The sequence below is a fragment of the Martelella alba genome (assembly GCF_005217455.1).
In the GTDB taxonomy this organism is placed as follows: domain Bacteria; phylum Pseudomonadota; class Gammaproteobacteria; order Enterobacterales; family Enterobacteriaceae; genus Acerihabitans.
The window spans coordinates 63,569-81,408 of sequence record NZ_SZPQ01000010.1; the positions used below are offsets into that span (position 1 = coordinate 63,569).

Below are 17,840 nucleotides of genomic sequence, written 5' to 3' on the forward strand. Positions count from 1 at the left end.
AGCGCATGCGTTGGCCTCTTTTTCATCATCACGCCGCTCGCGGCGAACCACGCGCCCCCGCGTCGGTACATTGGCAATTATGGACGGTCGCCTTCGGGTTTTTCATGCAGACGCTGGATACCACCATTGTCAATACCGCCTTGCCGTCCATGGCCAGGAGCCTGAAAGAAAGCCCCTTGCATATGCATTCGGTTATCGTTTCCTATGTACTGACCGTGGCGGTGATGCTGCCGGCCAGCGGCTGGCTGGCCGACCGTTTCGGCGTCAAAAAAGTGTTCTTCAGCGCCATTGTGCTATTTACCCTGGGATCGCTGTTATGCGCTCGGTCCTCCACCCTGCATGAGCTGGAGATATCCCGCGTCATCCAGGGCGTGGGGGGCGCCATGATGGTGCCGGTCGGCCGTCTGACGGTGATGAAAATCGTGCCAAGAGCGCAATATATGGCGGCCATGGCGTTTGTCACCATGCCGGGACAGGTCGGCCCGTTGCTTGGCCCGGCGCTGGGCGGTTTTTTGGTGCAATACGCCAGTTGGCACTGGATTTTTCTTATCAATTTACCGGTTGGCATGATAGGCGCCTTGATTACCTGGCTATTGATGCCCAATTACACCATGCAAACCCGCGGGTTCGACATCCCCGGATTTTTTCTGCTGGCGGTGGGCATGGCCACCTTGACCCTGGCACTGGACGGACATCGCGGCCTGGATGTCAGCTCCACGACCCTCGCCCTGCTAACGCTGGGCGGCGGCGGTTCGCTGGTGGGGTATCTACTGCATGCCAGGGGCAACGAAAACGCGCTGTTTAGCCTCAATCTGTTCGATACAAAGACTTTTTCCATCGGTTTGCTCGGCAGTCTGCTGGGACGGATAGGCAGTGGGATGCTGCCATTCATGACGCCATTGTTTTTGCAGTTGGGGCTTGGATTTTCGCCATTTCACGCCGGCTTGATGATGATCCCGATGGTGATTGGCAGTATGGGCACCAAGCGACTGATTGTCCGCATCGTCAACCGGTTTGGTTACCGTGCGGTGTTGGTCGCCGGCACCCTGATGCTATCGGGCGTGAATTTGCTGTTGCCCCTGGTGGCGTTGACGGGTTGGTTCTATGTGGTCCCGGGGGTGCTTTTCTTGCAAGGCGTGGTCAACGGTATGCGTTTTACCTCAATGAATACCCTGACGGTCAAGGATCTGCCGGATGCGCTGGCCAGCAGCGGCAACAGTCTGCTGTCGATGATTATGCAACTGTCCATGAGCCTGGGAGTCACCATCGCCAGCATCCTGTTGGGGCTATTTGCCGGCGCGCACACGCCGGCGGCGGCTTCCATGGCAATGCATGAAATATTTATCGCCACCTACCTCTGTATGGCGGTGATCATCGCCCTGCCGGCGCTGGTTTTCCTCCGTGTGCCGCCCGATACGATGAAAAACGCCATCCTTGAAGAAAAAAAGCGCTAGCGAGGCCATCATGAAATTCGGCATTACCGCCAAACTTTTTCTGGCTCTATTCGCCACCAGCATGCTGGTGGTCATCACCATGAATTGGGGAGTCAGGTTAAGTTTCGAGCGGGGTTTTATCGATTATATCAAGCGTACCAATCATCAGCGGATGGTGCTGCTGGATAATGCCCTGACCGAGCAATACCAGGTGCACGGTGACTGGGGCTTTTTGCGTAATAACGAACGTTTCGTTTTTCAATTGCTGCGGTCGTTCGAACAAAATCCCGACGAAGGACGAAATTATCCCCCGCACGGACTGCGTACCCAAATCTGGGTGGTGGATGCCGATATGACCAAATTAGTGGGTCCTGCCGGGCCGTTGCCGAACGAGGGTCCCCGCTTGCCGATTACCGCTAATCACCAGGTGGTGGGCTGGATTATGTCAACGCCGGTGGAACGACTGACCCGGGCGGCGGATATCAGTTTTGATGCCCAGCAACGGCGGACAAGCTGGTTAATTGTGGCGCTGGCCGGCCTGCTGGCGGCGGCGGTGGCCTGGCTGACCGCCCGTGGCCTGCTGGCGCCGGTGCAGCGCCTGGTGAAAGGCACGCATCAATTGGCGGCCGGTAATTTTTCCGTTCGCGTCGTGGTCGATACACAGGATGAGCTGGCCCGGCTGGCCCGCGATTTCAATCAGCTCGCCATGTCTCTGGAGAAAAACGATGCCATGCGGCGGGAGTTCATGGCCGACATTTCCCATGAATTGCGCACACCGCTGGCTATCCTGCGCGGCGAACTGGAGGCATTGCAGGACGGCGTCAGAAAACCCACCGGCGAGTCGCTGGCGTCATTGCAGGGCGAGGTCGCCATCCTGACCAAGCTGGTGGATGATTTATATCAACTGTCCCTGTCGGATTCCGGCGCGCTGGCTTATCGCAAAAGCCGGGTTGACGTCATACATTTGCTGAAAATCGCGGTGGCCGCCTTTCACGAACGTTATATTCACAAAGGCATAGACATCTGCCTGGAGATGCCCGATCAGGCGCCGGTGTTCGGCGATCCGGATCGGTTGACCCAACTGTTCAACAACCTGTTGGAAAACAGCCTGCGTTATACCGACCCGCCGGGTCGCCTGGTTATAACTGGTCAGATCCGGGATGAAATGCTGTCATTGTGCTGGCAGGACAGCGCGCCGGGGGTTGATGACGGGCAATTGTTGCAGATTTTCGATAGGTTTTACCGCACCGAGGGATCGCGCAATCGCGCCAGCGGCGGTTCCGGCCTGGGCCTGTCCATCTGCCAGAATATCGTCGAAGCCCATGCCGGCAGTCTCAAAGCCGCACATTCGACTTTGGGCGGACTGCGAATAGCGCTACTATTACCCATTGACACGCGACCCGTCAGGAGCCTATGAACGCACAAGATCCCATACCGGCCACCATACTGATTGTGGAAGACGAACCCAAGCTGGGCCAGCTACTGGTGGATTATTTGCAGGCGGCCGATTTTCAGACGCATTGGTTGGATCGGGGCGATCAGGTGGTCGATTATGTGCGGCAATTACCACCGTCGCTGATATTGCTGGATCTCATGCTACCCGGCCGGGACGGGCTGTCGGTTTGCCGCGATATCCGGCGCTTTTCCGATGTGCCTATCGTGATGGTGACCGCCAAAACCGAGGAGATCGACCGGTTATTGGGGCTTGAGATCGGCGCGGATGATTATATCTGCAAACCCTACAGTCCGCGGGAAGTGGTGGCCAGGGTTAAAGTCATTATCCGCCGCAGCTACCGCCCCCTGAGCACCCTGCCCGCACCCCGTCCGCTTGTCATCGATGAAAACCGGTTCCAGGCCAGCTATCGCGCTATGCCGCTGGATCTTACCCCTGCGGAATTCCGTTTGCTAAAAATTCTGGCGAGCGAACCCGGCAAGGTCTTCTCCCGTGAAGCGCTCCTGAATCAGCTTTACGACGATTATCGCGTGGTCACGGATCGCACCATCGACAGCCATATCAAAAACCTGCGCCGCAAGCTGGAAAATCTGGTGGACGACGTTCCCTTCATTCGCGCGGTGTACGGCATGGGATATCGCTGGGAAGCGGAGGCTTGTGAATTAATTTAACCGATTCAGCCACGGTGTACATTTCGGGCTTATCCTATACTTATTTTAGCGCGAAGGCGCTAACAGGCGGTTATGAAGGAGGCCCTTTATGGCAACCGTACATTACGAACTGCAGAAAGAGCGCAACGGACACTACCATTTTGAACTGAAAGGAAGCCACGGTGAAATCATTCTGTGCAGCGAGACGTTTTGCAGCAAAGCGTCGGCGGAGAATGCCATCACTTTCGCCCGTTATAACGCCCCGGATGAACATAACTACGAGCTTAAGCGTACTACCGGCGATGAACATCGCTATTTCGTATTGCGCGGCAGAGATCATCAAATCCTCGGCTCCGGCGGACCTTATAGTAGCGACTCCGATGCCCGCCGGGGCATCAAAGCGGCCATGGAATACGCCATCACTCGGGAAATCAGGGACCTGACCCGCTAGAGGATGCTTTCGCCGGCGCCAAGAGGGCGTCGTTGACGGTCCCGCCTACCGCGCGCATTCGCCTGCCTTGCCAATGCCGGGTTCGTCCCGGCGGCGGCTCGATCGCTTTTTTTACTGCTATTTTTTCCGCCAGGATCTAAAATCGCGTCCTTCATTACCCGGCGACGGGTAAACTGACCTGACATCAGACGAGATTTATCATGTGTAAACCCGAACTGCTCTCCCCCGCCGGTTCATTGAAAAACATGCGCTATGCCTTCGCCTATGGCGCCGATGCGATTTACGCCGGGCAGCCCCGCTATAGCCTGAGGGTACGCAACAATGAATTCAATCATGCCAACCTGGCGGTCGGCATCGGCGAGGCCCACGCCTTGGGCAAAAAATTCTACGTTGTGGTAAACATCGCGCCCCACAACGCCAAATTGAAAACCTTTATTCGCGATTTGCAGCCAGTCATTGATATGGGGCCCGATGCGCTGATTATGTCCGATCCCGGGCTCATTATGATGGTTCGCCAGGCATTCCCAACCATGCCGGTGCATTTATCGGTACAGGCCAACGCGGTCAACTGGGCCACGGTACGCTTCTGGCGACAGGCCGGCCTGAGCCGGGTGATTCTTTCCCGGGAACTGTCACTGGAGGAAATCGCCGAAATTCGCCGGGAAGTACCGGATATCGAGTTGGAAGTTTTTATCCATGGCGCGCTGTGTATGGCATATTCGGGCCGTTGCCTGTTGTCCGGCTACATCAATAAACGCGACCCTAACCAAGGCACCTGCACCAATGCCTGCCGCTGGGAATACAAGGTACAAGAGGGCAAGGAAGACGAAATCGGCAATATCGTCCAGCGTTATGAACCCATCCCGGTAGCCACCGTCGAACCGACCCTGGGCATCGGCGCCCCCACCGATAAGGTCTTCCTTATCGAGGAAAATCAACGCCCCGGCGAATATATGACCGCCTTCGAAGACGAGCACGGCAGCTATATCATGAACTCCAAAGATCTGCGGGCGGTGGCCCATGTGGAGCGGCTGGCGGCCATGGGGGTACATTCCCTGAAAATCGAGGGCCGGACGAAATCCTTTTACTACTGCGCCCGCACCGCCCAGGTTTACCGCCGGGCGATAGACGATGCAGCGGCCGGCAAGCCTTTCGACCCCACGTTGTTGAGGACGCTTGAGGGACTGGCGCACCGCGGCTATACCGAGGGATTCCTTCGTCGTCACGCCCATGAGGATATGCAGAATTACGAGTACGGTTATTCCGTTTCCGACACCCAGCAATTCGTCGGCGAATTCACCGGCGTCCGACGCGACGGCCTGGCGGAAGTGGCGGTGAAGAACCGATTCTCCCTCGGCGATTCCGTGGAGCTCATGACACCGCAGGGCAACATTTTGTTCACCCTCGATCGCATGTTCGACGGCAAAGGTCATACCACCACAATGGCGCCCGGCAATGGTCATATTGTTTACCTGCCGGTACCGGAAACCCTTGATATCCGGTTCGCCCTGCTGCTGAGGAATCTCAACGGCACCACCACGCGCGATCCGCTGGGCAAGGCCGCCGCCCATGCGATGAGCAAAGCCGGATGATCGGAAGTTAGAATTGGGTCACATATCATCTTATCAGTGAAGCGTATCATTCCTTCGCTGAAACCAAATGTAAAAAAACGACCCAGCTACACCAGGAACCACCTCTTTCGCCAGCTCATCCTCCCTTGAGCTGGCTTTTTATTTTGCAAGGCCCCTTTGCCGGCGCGAAACATCCCTATGCGTCGCGCCCGGCATTTTTTTCAGACTTCACGATGCCGACATACGTCCCAGTACTACCTATACTTATTTCAGCCCTGCCGTTTCGCGACGGCAAACCCGGGCCGCTTTTGGACGCGGCGTTCGGGACAAGCGACCGCCGCCAACCATAAGACCATGAGAAACATGACGGTCAGGCGCCGAGCCTGCGTCACTATTGGAAAATAGCGCCAATGGAATCAGCCATCCCAGCGTTGCCCATATCATTAATTATTCTTAACGGTAAATGCGCCGGCGACGAATCCGTCCGAAGCGTTATCCGCAAGTACCGCCAGGCCGGCTACCCACTGCATGTCCGCGTTACCTGGGAGCATGGCGACGCCCATCGCTACGTGGCGGAAGCGGCCGAATTACACGCGACGACAGTGATTGCCGGCGGCGGCGACGGCACCATTAACGAGGTGGCCTGCGCGCTGGCCATGCTGCCCGCCGGACAGCGGCCTTGCCTGGGCATATTACCCCTGGGCACCGCCAATGATTTCGCGCAGAGCTGCGCTATCCCGTCGGAAACGGAACAGGCGCTGTTGCTGGCGATGTGCGGGGATGCCGCCGCCATGGATTTGGTCCGCGTCAATGACGATCGTTTTTTCATCAATATGGCCACAGGCGGCTTCGGCACCCGCATCACCACTGAAACCCCGGCCAAACTGAAATCCGTGCTAGGCGGCGCCTCCTATTTCATTCACGGGTTGCTGCGCGTGGACAGCCTGAAGGCCGATAGTTGCGAAATACGCGGGCCGGATTTTCACTGGCGCGGCGATGCGTTGGTGATAGGTATCGGTAACGGCCGGCAGGCCGGGGGCGGTCAGTTGCTTTGCCCGGACGCCCTTATTAACGATGGCAAATTGCAATTACGTATTTTCGCCTCGGAAGAATGGCTGCCCATGCTGTTGAAAAGTTTGACGCCGGGAGAAGAAAATCCTCACATCGTCTCTGCGACGCTACCCTGGCTTGAAATCACCGCGCCCCATGAAATTATGTTTAACCTTGATGGTGAGCCGTTGCGTGGCACGCATTTCCTGATCAAAGTCCTGCCGGCGGCGTTATCTTGTCGTTTGCCGCCGCAATGCCCGTTGCTGGCATAACGCCTCGGCAAGACATTCGGCTTTTGATCTTACGCACAGTATCGGCAGAGAGTGACACGAGGCGCGAGGACTTGTATAACAACTTCAGGTAAGATCTCCGCCATATTGCCGATGCAGGAAAATCACGATGCAACTTTTCTCCCCCGACCTTCCCAAACCCCCGACGCTGTATTACAGCGCCGGCGAGACGCATTCGCTAGCGACCCTGGAGTATGGGCGCTTGCTGGCCATGGTGGACGATCTCAAGCTTTCCGACAGTGAACGGGAACATTACACCGCCGGCTGGCTGGGCGAGGATAGCCTGGTGATCATTCACAACTATCGGGAAAAACGCGGCACGTCCAATGGGTTCGTGCTAACCCGGGAGCAACGATACCGTCTAAGCGTGCAATCCATCGCCTTTCGCGTGCCGAAGATCTTTTTATGGCTGTCGCTGCGCCGTAAGCCGCGGGATACCACCTTGATCACCTACAACACGCTGGGGGAATTACGCGGTCCGTTGTACCAATACCGCCACCTCGTCGATAAGGCCGTTAAACGCCAGTTGGAGGAAGACTGGCGGGCCATGAACGATTATATCGGCATGGCTTGCTGGCAATTGGAGAATGACCGCCCGCTGTGGCGGGAGCTTATGACTCTCCTCACGCCGTCCGCGGTGGCCGAGTGGGTGGATGCGCCCATTTTTGCTGAAAAACGCCTGCAAAAAGAGGGGCAGTTCGAAGGGTTCTGGTCCGGCAATATCTTTATCGCCCGTTGCCGCGCGCCGCACCCGGCCCTGCAACTCCTTTGGCGCGACGATGAGAACCGGATACAACCCGGTTACGTCTACACCGCGCTGCCGGATAAAAGCGGCGATAACCCCCTTCCCTCGCTACGTATCCGTCCGCACCGCGGCGAGACCCATTACCAGCTCAATGCCTTCGACGCCCGCCATTTACAATATGCCCGCGCCCTGCTCAGCCTGGCCGAAGGGGTATTGAACGGCATGTCACCACCATTGGTGGAAATGATGAACCGGCCCGATCCCTTGCCCGACCTCTAGCTCATCGGCATGGGCCAGGGCCTGTTGCAACCACGCCTTGGCCGCTCGCAACGTTTGCGCCCAGTCGTCGTAGCGCGGACGCAAGGCCGCCAACGCCGCGGACAGCGTGCAACCCGTACCGTGGGTATGGCGGGTGGCCACCCGCGGCGCGTCAAATCGCTGTTCATCATTGACGGTGATTAACCAATCCGGGCTGTGCGCGCCGGGCAAATGACCGCCCTTGATGATCACCGCTCGGCACCCCAGCGCCAGCAGCGCGCGCCCCTGTTCGCGCATCTGCCGTTCATCCCCGGCCGGCTCGCATCCCAGTAATGCCGCCGCTTCCGGCAGGTTGGGCGTTATGACCGACGCCTGCGGCAGCAAGCGTTCGCGCAAGACCGATAGCGCATCCGGCGCCAGCAGGAAATCCCCGCTTTTGGCCACCATGACCGTGTCCAGCACCACATGCGGTACCGGGTATTGCGCAAGCTTCTCCGCCACGACCCGTATGGTCTCCGCTTGCCCCAGCATACCGATTTTGATCGCGTCGATACGGACATCGCTCAGCACCGAATCCAGTTGCCGACCGACAAACTCCGGCGTCACCGGAAAAATGTCCTGCACCCCCTGGGTGTTTTGCGCCACCAGCGCGGTAATGACCGTGGCGCCGTAGCCCCCCAATGCCGAGAAGGTTTTCAGATCCGCCTGGATACCCGCGCCGCCACTGGGATCGGTACCGGCGATACTCAATAAATTGATCTGCCGGTTCACCGCAAATCCTCCTCGGAAAGACGGTATAACCTGTCGAGGAAACCGACGGCGAAACTGCCGGGACCGGAGGAGTCGCCCGCCGCCAGCCGCCCGGCCCGCGCCATGACTTTGCATGCCGCCGCCGCATGCTGCAAACGATCCCCTGGCAGAGCGCAAAACGCGGCCACCACCGCCGAAAGGGCGCAACCGGTCCCGGTAACGCGCGTCATCATAATATGGCCGTCATTCACCGCCCAGACCTGTTCGCCATCCGTGATAAAATCCACCGGACCGGTCACCGCCACCAGCGTTTGCCGCTCCGTGGCCAACCTCTTGGCGGCGGGTAGGGCGCTTTGGGAATCGTCGGCGCTGTCCACGCCGCGCCCCCGCGCGGCGATGCCCGCCAACGCCAGGATTTCGGATGCATTGCCGCGGATGGCGGCAGGTCGCAACCCCAGCAGTTCACGGGCGAAACCCGTGCGGTAAGCCAGCGGACCGACGGCCACCGGATCCAAAACCCAAGGCGTGCCGGCCTGATTGGCGGAACGGACCGCCGCCAGCATGGCGTCAGCCCGTTCACGGCATAGTGTGCCGATATTCACCAGCAAAGCGTCGGCCATGGCGCTGAACTGCGCGGCCTCTTCGGGTTCGATAACCATGGCCGGCGCGGCGCCCAGCGCCAGCAAGGTATTGGCGGTAACCGCCTGGACCACGTCGTTGGTCAGACAATGCACCAGCGGTGCGCGCTGGCGAAGCATGGCAAGGGATGCGGCGGCGGTCTCGCCGGAAAATTCGTGTTGATAGGTCATAATACTCCCCACCGGCGGTCGGAAAAGCAGGGTCCGGTACGAAAGATGACCTTGACTTCCCTACGCTGGCACAATCCAGATCAGGTAATACGGGTATTTCTCAGCCTCGTAAGGCACCCCGAGTCATTTAGCAATAACGACAGCAAGCTAGATTACGGTAAAGGGTCTGCCGGCACAAGCGGAGTTGCTGCCGGATGGACACAATATGTCCCGGCCGGCAGATGACATCCCGACGCAGGACGGCCAGTGGCGCCTGCCCCCGAACAAACGCCATTCCTTTTCAAGGATTGATTACGGAAAATAATGTCCTTTTGTTTTCAATTGAAAATCAGGTGACTTGTTGTTTGCAACGGATGCGTGGTTCATTTGCCGCCGCCGGCGATGGGGATTTATCCCGCGTTCGATTCAACCGAACAATTTAAGTTTCATAGCCCGGCTGATAGCATGTTTGGCATTGGCCACACCCATTTTTTCAATTACATTCCTAATATGGAACTTTACCGTTCCTTCCCTAATTGTCAGTATGGTGGCGACCTCTCCATAAGTTTTACCCGCGCTGGCCCAATATAACACCTCTTTTTCACGGGGAGATAAGTGCGGCTCGAACGGCGGCACGCCATTCGTCTGCGGGTATGCCGTGTTGCTTCGGAGGAAATTGATGACCTTTTCATGGGTGGTAATCAACAACATCTGGAATTTCTCTTTATTCTGCTCGATAGTATCAAAAAATTGCGGGCTTTCGGCGAGATTGATCAAACTGAGCGTGGCTAAATTATCATCACCGTCATGCAGGGTGAAGGTATAACCGCTATTCAGCCGATAGTAGTTCGATAACCGGTAAAAGCTGTGCCGCCGGCTAAGCGTTAAGTCGTCAGGCCAGATAAACGGTGATACAGTTCGGCTGGCGACCAGCATTACCGGGTCGATTTTCTGGTAACCATAGTTTTGATATTGTTCAATCCAGCCAGCCGGATAATCGGAAATAATCGCTTCGGAAGAATAGTGTGATTTGTTCATCATTAAATAGGCGAAACAAAAAACATGCGCATGCTTGAATATCTGGATAAGGTAGAATCTGAGCTCCTTTCTCATGGTTTTGATAAAATCGTCCTGATTGCTGTCTGAGAATTATTCCATAAGATATGCCTGCCATATTAACTAATACGCATTATTTATTATCCGAGACAGGTAATAAATAGCTTCCTGAAACTTAAATTTCATGGGATTTTTCGATAATATAAGAGGCCTGCTGGCGATGCAACCTTTAATAAATCCGCTGATATATTTTCCGCCGCATCGAATTGCCGCCATGGGCTCCTATCAATCAACAATTATTTAAAATGATATATACTCTTATCAGGTCAAGCGGCATCGTGGCGGCAAGTAAGCGGCGCCTTTGCCGGCAACCCCGGTGAACCGTCAACGGCAAGCCGTGGGCGGGGGGCAAACTCTCTGCCATCGCCCCCGGCGTAAAGCCGACTCCGCGACGTCGCGACCCACCCGCTTATCTTTCATCGGGATCCACCTTAAGGAGATGTTGTGTTCGTCAGGAATTACCAAGAATCAGACAGGCCCTTTTTACGGACGCTTTACCTGGCCTCCCGCCGCGACGGCTGGCCCTGGTTGAACGGCGCGCAATGGCGGCTGGAAGATTTCGATAGCGCCACCTATCATGAAAAAATTTTGGTGGCCGTTGAACAACGACACCTTGTCGGCTTTGCCTCGTTGTGGCTACCGGATAATTTCCTGCACAACCTGTTTGTCGATCCTCACTGGCAGCAACAAGGGATCGCTTCCGCGCTACTGGCGGCGTGCTATCCACTGTGCGGCGAGCGGATGGCGCTGAAATGCCTGACGCGCAACCGCCGCGCGCTGGCATTTTACCAGCGCCGCGGTTGGGAAATCATTTCGTCGGGGACTGCCGAAAATGGCGAGTATTACCTGATGCATCGTCGCAACGGCGAAACGATCGCCGCCGCGCGGCGCTGACACGCTGGCCGGCATCCAACGCGGCCTGAAAACTCAGCCGGCGTCCGTCGCGACTTTCTTCATGCCCAGTCGTCCGACAAAGGGCAATCGCAGCGCTGGCGTCATGATATCCACGCCCATGTTAAACCCCAGCACGTTAAATTCAATCCCCTCGTCAACCCCTAGCGTGACGCCCACTAACCCCAGCAGCGATGCCTGAACGCCTTCGCCCGAAGCGGAACGGCCCACCGGATCCGTCAACGGTCGGTAATCCTTGCCGATGGCGTTGGCCGGCAGATCCAGCCTCAAGGCCGGCACCTCACGGCCAATATGGGCCATAAAAGTATTGCTGTTGGGACCGGGCCAGGCATGATAGGTGTGGGCATAGGGGTAGCTGGCGATAGCGGCCTCGATTTGCGGTATCATGGCCTGCGCGCGCGGACCGCGGTGATCCGCCAATAATTTCGGTCTGGCGCCGAACCAATACCCATCGGGGGGCCCAAAATCGCGCCGAACGACGTCGCCGCCGCCCCAACTGATGACATCATAGCGCCGATAGTGCGTCTCGCCCGCTTTTTTGAAGATGATCCAGGGATGAACCGCCGCCAGTCCCCGCCAGCCAAAAGTCCGCGCGGCGTAGACCTGCACGATGGCCGTATTGACAAATCGCGCCGGATCCGGCGCGATATCGGCGGAATCGCGTCGCGCGGTCCACCAGGTCCGTCCGCTGAAAATCCCGCCGTCATACGCCGCTTTGGCCAGGCTTTGCCCAAACGAAATCAACAGCACGCAGCAAAAACCCAGGGCCAGAATTTTGACAGTATGCATGAGCCTTTTCCGGTAAAATAGCGGGATATGCCGGTTAACCCTCCTATTGCCTTGCCGCCGGCGGCATCCTGTGAGCCCGCCGGCGCGGCCGCGGTACATTGCCCGGCTGGCGTGCGCTAGGCAAACAGGGCGCTGCCGATATAGGTTCCCTCCTGAGGTGCCGGAGGCACGAAGAAGATCCCGGACCCGATATGCGAAATGTATTCGTTCAGGGCATCCGCCGCACCAAGTTTGGCTTGCAGCGTCTCAAAATGGGCCGGGTCGTTTTGGTAGCTGATAAACAGCAAACCCGCGTCCAAGAGCCCCTCGTCGTTAATTCCGTCGGTATAATTATAGGACCGGCGCAAGATCCGCAATCCATGGTTATTCTCATGGGCGGCCAGCGCAATATGCGCCGTGGCCGGAATGACCAGTTGCCCGTCGGCGTCTTTCCTGTTGAAGTCCGGGGTGTCGAATTCCTCGATACCGGTGAGCGGCGCCCCGGAAACTTTATGGCGGCCGAACACGGCGTTCTGATCACTGACGCGATCGGTGTCCCAGTTTTCAATGTGCATCTCGATTTTACGCACCACCTGGTAGCTGCCATGGCGTTGCCAGGCCGGTCCGTCCTTGATCCAGACAAACTTCTCAAAGTCGGCGTCTTCAACGATATTGCGCGTGCCATCCTTGAATCCCAGCAAATTGCGCGGCGTCGACTGGCCTTTGCCGGCCGAGGCGCGGCCGAAACCCATCACTGTCCAGCGAGTGGACGCGGCGCCGGTATCCTTGGCGATGCGGGCCAAATCCCGGACGGCATGATAAGCGACCTGGGGGTCGTCCGCGCAGGCTTGCAGGGAAAGATCGCCGCCGGTCAATTCCGGTCGCATCGCGTCGCTGGGCAATTGCCGCAGTTGGCGCAACAGCGGCGGTTTATGATCTTGCAGGCCGTATGTCTCGGTAAAGACCTTTGGGCCTAGCCCGACGGTCACCGTTAAAGAAGCGGGACCGAGATCCAGCGCCTCGCCGGTATCAAAACCGACGCCATACTCCCGGGCCGGCTCCACCTGTCCGATACTCTTGCCCTTCATCAATTGGGCGATGGCGCCGGACCAACGCGCCAAGAGCACTTGCAGACCGGCGCGTTGCGTGGTGGTCAAGTCGAATGTCATATAGAAGATATAACGCTGCGGCGGCGTGCGAATGCCCGCCTGCCCACCGTCGCCATAGAAATCATAGAATGTCGACAAGTCGACAATATCGTCGGGATGGGGCGTGGCGGCGGATTTGGCCGTCAAGGACGGTTCGGCCGCGCCGGCGTAAGCCGACAGCCCGAGCGCGCCGGCCATGGCGCCGCGAATCAGATCGCGGCGGGAAAAACTCCCGGCCGGATGTCCGGCAGGGTTTTCTTTATGACTCATGGCTGCGCTCCTACCTCGCTGTAGCAACTTTTTCGGCAATTGTCGACAGGGGTTCCTGTAACGCCTGGATGCTACGGCTAAGCTTGGCCGCATCGGATGCCTTCAATTCGGCGGTATACAGTTTGTAGCCGCCGGGAACACTGGAGTCGCGGTAAGTTTCCAGCAATTGATGCACGGCGGCGAACCTGGCTTGTACTTGCTCGGTCAGATCGGCATCAATCTTTTGCATGCCCGGTTCCAGGAAAGCGAAGGCCTGTTGCGCTCCCTCGACATTGCCGGCGAAATCCACCAGGTCATAATGGCTAAAGGCCTCTTCCTCGCCGCTGATTTTGGTTGATTGGACTTCTTCCAGCAAATCAGCCGCGCCGTTGGCCAAATCTTCGGGTTTGTAGCTTAGCGATTTTACCAACTTATCTAATTTATCGACATTGGTCTGCAACTCAGCGGCCAATTGCTTGGTTTGATCGGTGATCTTACCGTTTTGGAAAAGATCCCGCTCAATGGCGTGGAAACCATGCCAGCCCACTTTCGGATCCAAATTGGATCCGCGCATATCAATGAGGTAATCCAGGTTTCCCGAGTTATCGGTGGCCTTAAAGCCCGGCAAAACGAACCCGTCCACATCGGATTCGATGCGTTCGTAAAACGGCCGTGCCAACGGATAGTCGGCGCGGGCTTTGGCGAGATCGCCGGCGTCGATATCCGTTTTCAAGCGATTGACCGCCGTAACCATGTCATCAACCACCCCGTTGACATAATTGGCATAGCCCTTGGTACCGGCAGCCAGAATCGACGCCGTGCTGCCGGTGGGCTGCGCCGCGCTCTTGCCCGTCACCTTGAAATTCACCATCTCCTTCGCCGCACCGGGACAATAAAGCTGATACGTGCCCCCATCCAACGTCAGGGTGAAACTGACCGTTGGCAAACCGGGCGCCAGATTTTCCTTCTCGCCGAGAATGCGGTTATGGCTTTGCAACTCGATTTCGGTAATGGCCGTCGCCGTCTTGTTGGTGACGGAAAATGTGATGGGGCCGGCCTTGGCGGTATCGTGATCGACAATACAGGTGCCACCGTTATCGCCGGTCAGGGTGACGGCGACCTGGGAAACGCCATTTTTCATCGGTGCGGGCGTACCGCCAGCCGCCACGGCTTCACCGGAAAATCCGCCGGCGGAAAATATCAGCAGGGTCGACAGACCGGCGGAAGCGACGAAAGGACGTTTCGAACGGCTAATGTTCGGCATGTGTTGCTCCTTTATTGTTCAGTTGATGAGTGTTATGGCCGCGAGGTGACATGACATCGGCGGCGGCGACCGATCCGGCGCGCCGCCGCCGAATAAGAATTCGGATAGCGGAAAAAAAGAAAAATGCCGCGGCGATGACCAGCATGACGGGCAGCGCGCCGGCCCAAAAATGCCGTTCTTCGTCTGCCGCCGTCACGCGATCCCATTCGGCCTCGGCGCGGGCACGGTAGGCGTCGCTGACGCGCCAGCGGCACAAGGCGGCCTCATTGCCGTCCTGCTTGACGGTGAGCGTGCGGGGGGTTTGCAGACCGCTGCCGGATAGCGTGAGCAACGTGTTCGAGCGGCTGCTCGCATCCACCAGTAACCCTTGAGCGATCCCTACCCGCGTCGAGCAATGTATTGACCAATCGGCGTTATAAGGTCCGGGATGCTGTTGCGGACTCAGGCCGATGGGGATACGTCCGCCATTTAGCGCTACCACGTCATCCAAAGTCACGGTGCCCGGCGCGGCGTCCGCCGATACGCGATGGGCAATCGTCCAGACCATCAGATCGCGGCCGTTGTCGCGCTCGCGCCGGCCTTGCTCTTTTGGCAATGGCAATTGCAGTTCCCGCGCGCCGACAACCGATACTTTCAACATCGCCGACGCCTTGCCCGACGCCGCGGTTAAGTCAAGAGAACCTATCGGCGGCGAAGCGTCCCCCGTTATGCCGACGATTGTCGCCCGTTCGGCAAGATGCGCGCGGGGTGTCGGATAAAAGCTAAACAATCCCCATGCCACGACGAGCAGCGCGGCGCCGGCTGCTATCTGCCACCGTGCCGCCTTGCGCGGTCCCGGCCGCAAGGAGTGGGGCCAATAGAGATAGAACGCCACGCAGATGAGATAGGCCAGCCAGCCCGCCAATTCCACTCGCCGCGGATCGGCGGGGATGCCGAGCACGCCGGTTATCAGCGCCGAATGTATGCTGCCGGGCGCCACCAGCCATGACAAATTGAACAGGGTTCGCTGGCCGATATTCAGCCAACCGGCTTCGTGGGCGGTGCGTAGCGAGGAAATCACCAGCCCGGCGGCAACTAAAATCAAAAAGGCGCCGGTAAACCGGAAAAATCGCGACAGATTGATTTTGACACCGCCGATATAGATGCCCCAGCCTATCGCCACCGCCAGCAGCAAACCGATAATGGCGCCGGCAGCGGCCAACGCGGCCGATTGCGATGCCGAAAAGGTCGCCAATAAGAAGACGCTGGTTTCGAACCCCTCCTTCAACACCGCCAGAAACGCCATACTGGCCAAGGCATAGGCGCTGGCCTGGCTGAGCGCGGCGGCGGCTTCGGCCTCCAACTGCCGGCGCATGTTTTGCGCATGATTGTTCATCCAGACTATCATGCCGGTTACGAAAAAGACCGCGACGCCGCCGATGATGGATTCCATCCCTTCTTGACGTGCCTGGGGCAACGCCTGCTCGGCCAGGTCGAGACCGACACCGACGATAACAGACAGCAGCACGGCCAGAATCACGCCCCACCACATGGCGGTAAGACGCTTGCCGTTTTTGCGCAAAAACGCGGCGATGATGCCGACGATCAAAGCCGCTTCAAGGCCTTCACGCAGACCGATGACGAATGTGGCTAACGTTTTGGCCTCCCCTGAACAATTATTTTTTGATAATAATGAGAATCAGTATTAATACCATTAACACTAATGAGGGGGAAGCCGACACGAACGAAACCGCGCAAAAAATCCTTTGACCAGGACAAAAAAACTGTATCTGTTTATGTCCGTCGCTGGCGATGGCCGATAAAGTGGACTACGCGTTGAGCCGTTTCGCTCGGCTAGGCATCCGTGGGCCGATAGAAAAGGTGTTGTCGCGCCGAATGCCCCTGTCTTCGCCAAGGCGCACGCAAGATGGCACGGCAGACCATGGGGGAACATCGTACCCGATACCCTGGATTGCCCCTGTTTTGGCGGCGCAATCCGGTGTTTTCGGCATCGATTAGAAACGGATAGTGATGACGCCGCCTGTCGGTGGATTTGTTTTTACGATTGGGCGTCCGGCCGGTAACAGAAACAATCAGGCGCATGATCGTTGACGATGCCGACCGCCTGCATCCAGGCATACACGATGGTCGGCCCGACAAACTTGAAGCCACGCCGCTTCAATTCCCGCGAGATCCGGGCGGACAGCGCCGTCTCGGTGTCATGTCCCGTGCCGCGCAAGGGGAGGCCTTCAGTAAACGACCAACAGAAATCGGCGAAGTCTTCTCCGCCCGCCTGCATATCGTTATAAATCTGCGCGCCGCGGATAGTCGCTTCGATTTTCGCCCGCGCGCGAACAATCCCCGGATTGGCCATCAGGCGTTCAATATCCTCCTGAACATATGCCGCCACCGCCTTTGGCTCAAACCCGGAAAAAGCCTGGCGAAACGCATCCCGCTTGCGCAGAATGATGTCCCAGGAGAGCCCGGCCTGAAAGCCCTCAAGCATCAGCGTCTCCCATAACCGGCGCGGATCGCGCACCGGTACGCCCCATTCCGTGTCATGGTAAAGCTGCATCAGGGCATTGGCATTGGCCCAGGTACAGCGGGAGTGATTATCCGTCATGCGCGACCTCCCGGCCGGCGAAAGGAGAGAAGTGGTCGGATTGTAGCAAAAAACATAGCCGGGAAAAGACATTATCCACGGCGTATCGCTTAGAAAACCTTATCCCTTCTTTACGGTAATGCGCCACTGGGCATCGCCCACCTGGCGATAATCGGACACGGTATGCCCCTCTTCGGCCGCCCATTGGGGAATGGCCTCGGTCGCCTGGGTACAGTCGAAATCGATCACCAGTTCATCGCCGGCGTGCAATGCCGCCATCGCCGTCTTGGCTTCAATCAGCGGGAAAGGGCATACCTGGCTTATGACATCGAGTTTTTTAAGCATGAGGACTCCAAAATGCAA

General features: G+C 57.6%; 16 protein-coding genes, 1 pseudogene and 1 riboswitch. Of the genes and pseudogenes, 8 read left to right on the top strand and 9 right to left on the bottom strand.

Features of this window, described 5'->3' with window-relative positions; genetic code table 11:
* Window positions 1–5 precede the first annotated feature (5 nt).
* From mdtD to FCN80_RS08890, 7 genes are all read left to right on the top strand, one after another.
* Window positions 6–1,454, top strand: a complete 1,449-nt coding sequence (gene mdtD / locus FCN80_RS08860) for a multidrug transporter subunit MdtD (protein ID WP_136989802.1) — start codon at window positions 6–8, stop codon at window positions 1,452–1,454.
* A 10-nt stretch (window positions 1,455–1,464) separates the two neighbouring features.
* Window positions 1,465–2,850 (top strand): envelope stress sensor histidine kinase BaeS, encoded by a 1,386-nt coding sequence (gene baeS / locus FCN80_RS08865; RefSeq protein ID WP_136989803.1) that lies wholly within the window; start codon window positions 1,465–1,467, stop codon window positions 2,848–2,850.
* On the top strand, window positions 2,847–3,557 hold the full coding sequence (gene baeR / locus FCN80_RS08870) for an envelope stress response regulator BaeR (protein ID WP_136989804.1): 711 nt from the start codon (window positions 2,847–2,849) through the stop codon (window positions 3,555–3,557). Before baeS ends, baeR begins: the two co-directional genes overlap by 4 nt.
* An 88-nt stretch (window positions 3,558–3,645) precedes the next feature.
* The gene (locus FCN80_RS08875) at window positions 3,646–3,987 is read left to right on the top strand and encodes a YegP family protein (protein ID WP_136989805.1); all 342 of its coding nucleotides are present in this window, start codon (window positions 3,646–3,648) and stop codon (window positions 3,985–3,987) included.
* A gap of 200 nt (window positions 3,988–4,187) precedes the next feature.
* Window positions 4,188–5,579, top strand: a complete 1,392-nt coding sequence (trhP, locus tag FCN80_RS08880) for a prephenate-dependent tRNA uridine(34) hydroxylase TrhP (protein ID WP_136989806.1) — start codon at window positions 4,188–4,190, stop codon at window positions 5,577–5,579.
* 389 nt (window positions 5,580–5,968) lie between these two features.
* Complete coding sequence (gene yegS / locus FCN80_RS08885; RefSeq protein WP_136989807.1) at window positions 5,969–6,880, top strand: lipid kinase YegS; 912 nt, start codon at window positions 5,969–5,971, stop codon at window positions 6,878–6,880.
* Window positions 6,881–7,007: 127 nt separating this feature from the next.
* Window positions 7,008–7,922 (top strand): hypothetical protein, encoded by a 915-nt coding sequence (locus FCN80_RS08890; RefSeq protein ID WP_136989808.1) that lies wholly within the window; start codon window positions 7,008–7,010, stop codon window positions 7,920–7,922.
* Here the strand turns inward: FCN80_RS08890 and thiD are convergent.
* From thiD to FCN80_RS08905, 3 genes are all read right to left on the bottom strand, one after another.
* A complete protein-coding gene (gene thiD / locus FCN80_RS08895; protein ID WP_230492574.1) occupies window positions 7,869–8,672 on the bottom strand; it encodes a bifunctional hydroxymethylpyrimidine kinase/phosphomethylpyrimidine kinase in 804 nt (267 codons plus the stop codon). The two genes, FCN80_RS08890 and thiD, sit on opposite strands and share 54 nt — an antisense overlap.
* Window positions 8,669–9,460 (bottom strand): hydroxyethylthiazole kinase, encoded by a 792-nt coding sequence (gene thiM, locus FCN80_RS08900; protein ID WP_136989810.1) that lies wholly within the window; start codon window positions 9,458–9,460, stop codon window positions 8,669–8,671. Before thiM ends, thiD begins: the two co-directional genes overlap by 4 nt.
* Window positions 9,461–9,500: 40 nt before the next feature.
* Window positions 9,501–9,591: riboswitch (TPP riboswitch) on the bottom strand.
* 274 nt (window positions 9,592–9,865) lie between these two features.
* Window positions 9,866–10,552 carry a helix-turn-helix transcriptional regulator gene (locus FCN80_RS08905; RefSeq protein ID WP_136989811.1) on the bottom strand — a complete coding sequence of 229 codons (687 nt, stop codon included), beginning with the start codon at window positions 10,550–10,552 and terminating at the stop codon, window positions 9,866–9,868.
* A 447-nt stretch (window positions 10,553–10,999) separates the two neighbouring features.
* Here FCN80_RS08905 and FCN80_RS08910 point away from each other — a divergent pair, with 447 nt between their 5' ends.
* Window positions 11,000–11,449, top strand: a complete 450-nt coding sequence (locus FCN80_RS08910; RefSeq protein ID WP_136989812.1) for a GNAT family N-acetyltransferase — start codon at window positions 11,000–11,002, stop codon at window positions 11,447–11,449.
* Between the two features lie 33 nt (window positions 11,450–11,482).
* On the opposite strand, the gene FCN80_RS08915 is transcribed toward FCN80_RS08910, so the two are convergent.
* From FCN80_RS08915 to tsuB, 6 genes and pseudogenes are all read right to left on the bottom strand, one after another.
* On the bottom strand, window positions 11,483–12,256 hold the full coding sequence (locus tag FCN80_RS08915) for a DUF3750 domain-containing protein (protein ID WP_136989813.1): 774 nt from the start codon (window positions 12,254–12,256) through the stop codon (window positions 11,483–11,485).
* Window positions 12,257–12,372: 116 nt separating this feature from the next.
* Entirely contained in the window at window positions 12,373–13,653 is a 1,281-nt protein-coding gene (locus FCN80_RS08920) for a Dyp-type peroxidase (RefSeq protein ID WP_136989814.1), read from the bottom strand.
* 10 nt (window positions 13,654–13,663) lie between these two features.
* Window positions 13,664–14,896, bottom strand: coding sequence for an iron uptake system protein EfeO (gene efeO, locus FCN80_RS08925; protein ID WP_136989815.1), 1,233 nt, complete (start codon window positions 14,894–14,896; stop codon window positions 13,664–13,666).
* Window positions 14,883–16,517: pseudogene (gene efeU / locus FCN80_RS08930) on the bottom strand (iron uptake transporter permease EfeU); the annotation flags it as partial. The pseudogene efeU and the gene efeO, both read right to left, overlap by 14 nt.
* A 417-nt stretch (window positions 16,518–16,934) precedes the next feature.
* Window positions 16,935–17,498: a DNA-3-methyladenine glycosylase I gene (locus tag FCN80_RS08935; protein ID WP_136989817.1), complete on the bottom strand. Its 564-nt coding sequence runs from the start codon at window positions 17,496–17,498 to the stop codon at window positions 16,935–16,937.
* Between the two features lie 99 nt (window positions 17,499–17,597).
* The gene (gene tsuB, locus FCN80_RS08940; protein ID WP_136989818.1) at window positions 17,598–17,822 is read right to left on the bottom strand and encodes a thiosulfate utilization sulfurtransferase TsuB/YeeD; all 225 of its coding nucleotides are present in this window, start codon (window positions 17,820–17,822) and stop codon (window positions 17,598–17,600) included.
* Window positions 17,823–17,840 lie beyond the last annotated feature (18 nt).

What these genes read in the sequence shown, in the direction of transcription:
- mdtD (WP_136989802.1), top strand. Translation starts at nt 6, where the DNA reads ATGCGTTGGCCTCTTTTTCATCATCACGCCGCTCGCGGCGAACCACGC.
- baeS (WP_136989803.1), top strand. Translation starts at nt 1,465, where the DNA reads ATGAAATTCGGCATTACCGCCAAACTTTTTCTGGCTCTATTCGCCACC.
- baeR (WP_136989804.1), top strand. Translation starts at nt 2,847, where the DNA reads ATGAACGCACAAGATCCCATACCGGCCACCATACTGATTGTGGAAGAC.
- FCN80_RS08875 (WP_136989805.1), top strand. Translation starts at nt 3,646, where the DNA reads ATGGCAACCGTACATTACGAACTGCAGAAAGAGCGCAACGGACACTAC.
- trhP (WP_136989806.1), top strand. Translation starts at nt 4,188, where the DNA reads ATGTGTAAACCCGAACTGCTCTCCCCCGCCGGTTCATTGAAAAACATG.
- yegS (WP_136989807.1), top strand. Translation starts at nt 5,969, where the DNA reads ATGGAATCAGCCATCCCAGCGTTGCCCATATCATTAATTATTCTTAAC.
- FCN80_RS08890 (WP_136989808.1), top strand. Translation starts at nt 7,008, where the DNA reads ATGCAACTTTTCTCCCCCGACCTTCCCAAACCCCCGACGCTGTATTAC.
- thiM (WP_136989810.1), bottom strand. Translation starts at nt 9,460, where the DNA reads ATGACCTATCAACACGAATTTTCCGGCGAGACCGCCGCCGCATCCCTT.
- FCN80_RS08905 (WP_136989811.1), bottom strand. Translation starts at nt 10,552, where the DNA reads ATGAGAAAGGAGCTCAGATTCTACCTTATCCAGATATTCAAGCATGCG.
- FCN80_RS08915 (WP_136989813.1), bottom strand. Translation starts at nt 12,256, where the DNA reads ATGCATACTGTCAAAATTCTGGCCCTGGGTTTTTGCTGCGTGCTGTTG.
- FCN80_RS08920 (WP_136989814.1), bottom strand. Translation starts at nt 13,653, where the DNA reads ATGAGTCATAAAGAAAACCCTGCCGGACATCCGGCCGGGAGTTTTTCC.
- efeO (WP_136989815.1), bottom strand. Translation starts at nt 14,896, where the DNA reads ATGCCGAACATTAGCCGTTCGAAACGTCCTTTCGTCGCTTCCGCCGGT.
- FCN80_RS08935 (WP_136989817.1), bottom strand. Translation starts at nt 17,498, where the DNA reads ATGACGGATAATCACTCCCGCTGTACCTGGGCCAATGCCAATGCCCTG.
- tsuB (WP_136989818.1), bottom strand. Translation starts at nt 17,822, where the DNA reads ATGCTTAAAAAACTCGATGTCATAAGCCAGGTATGCCCTTTCCCGCTG.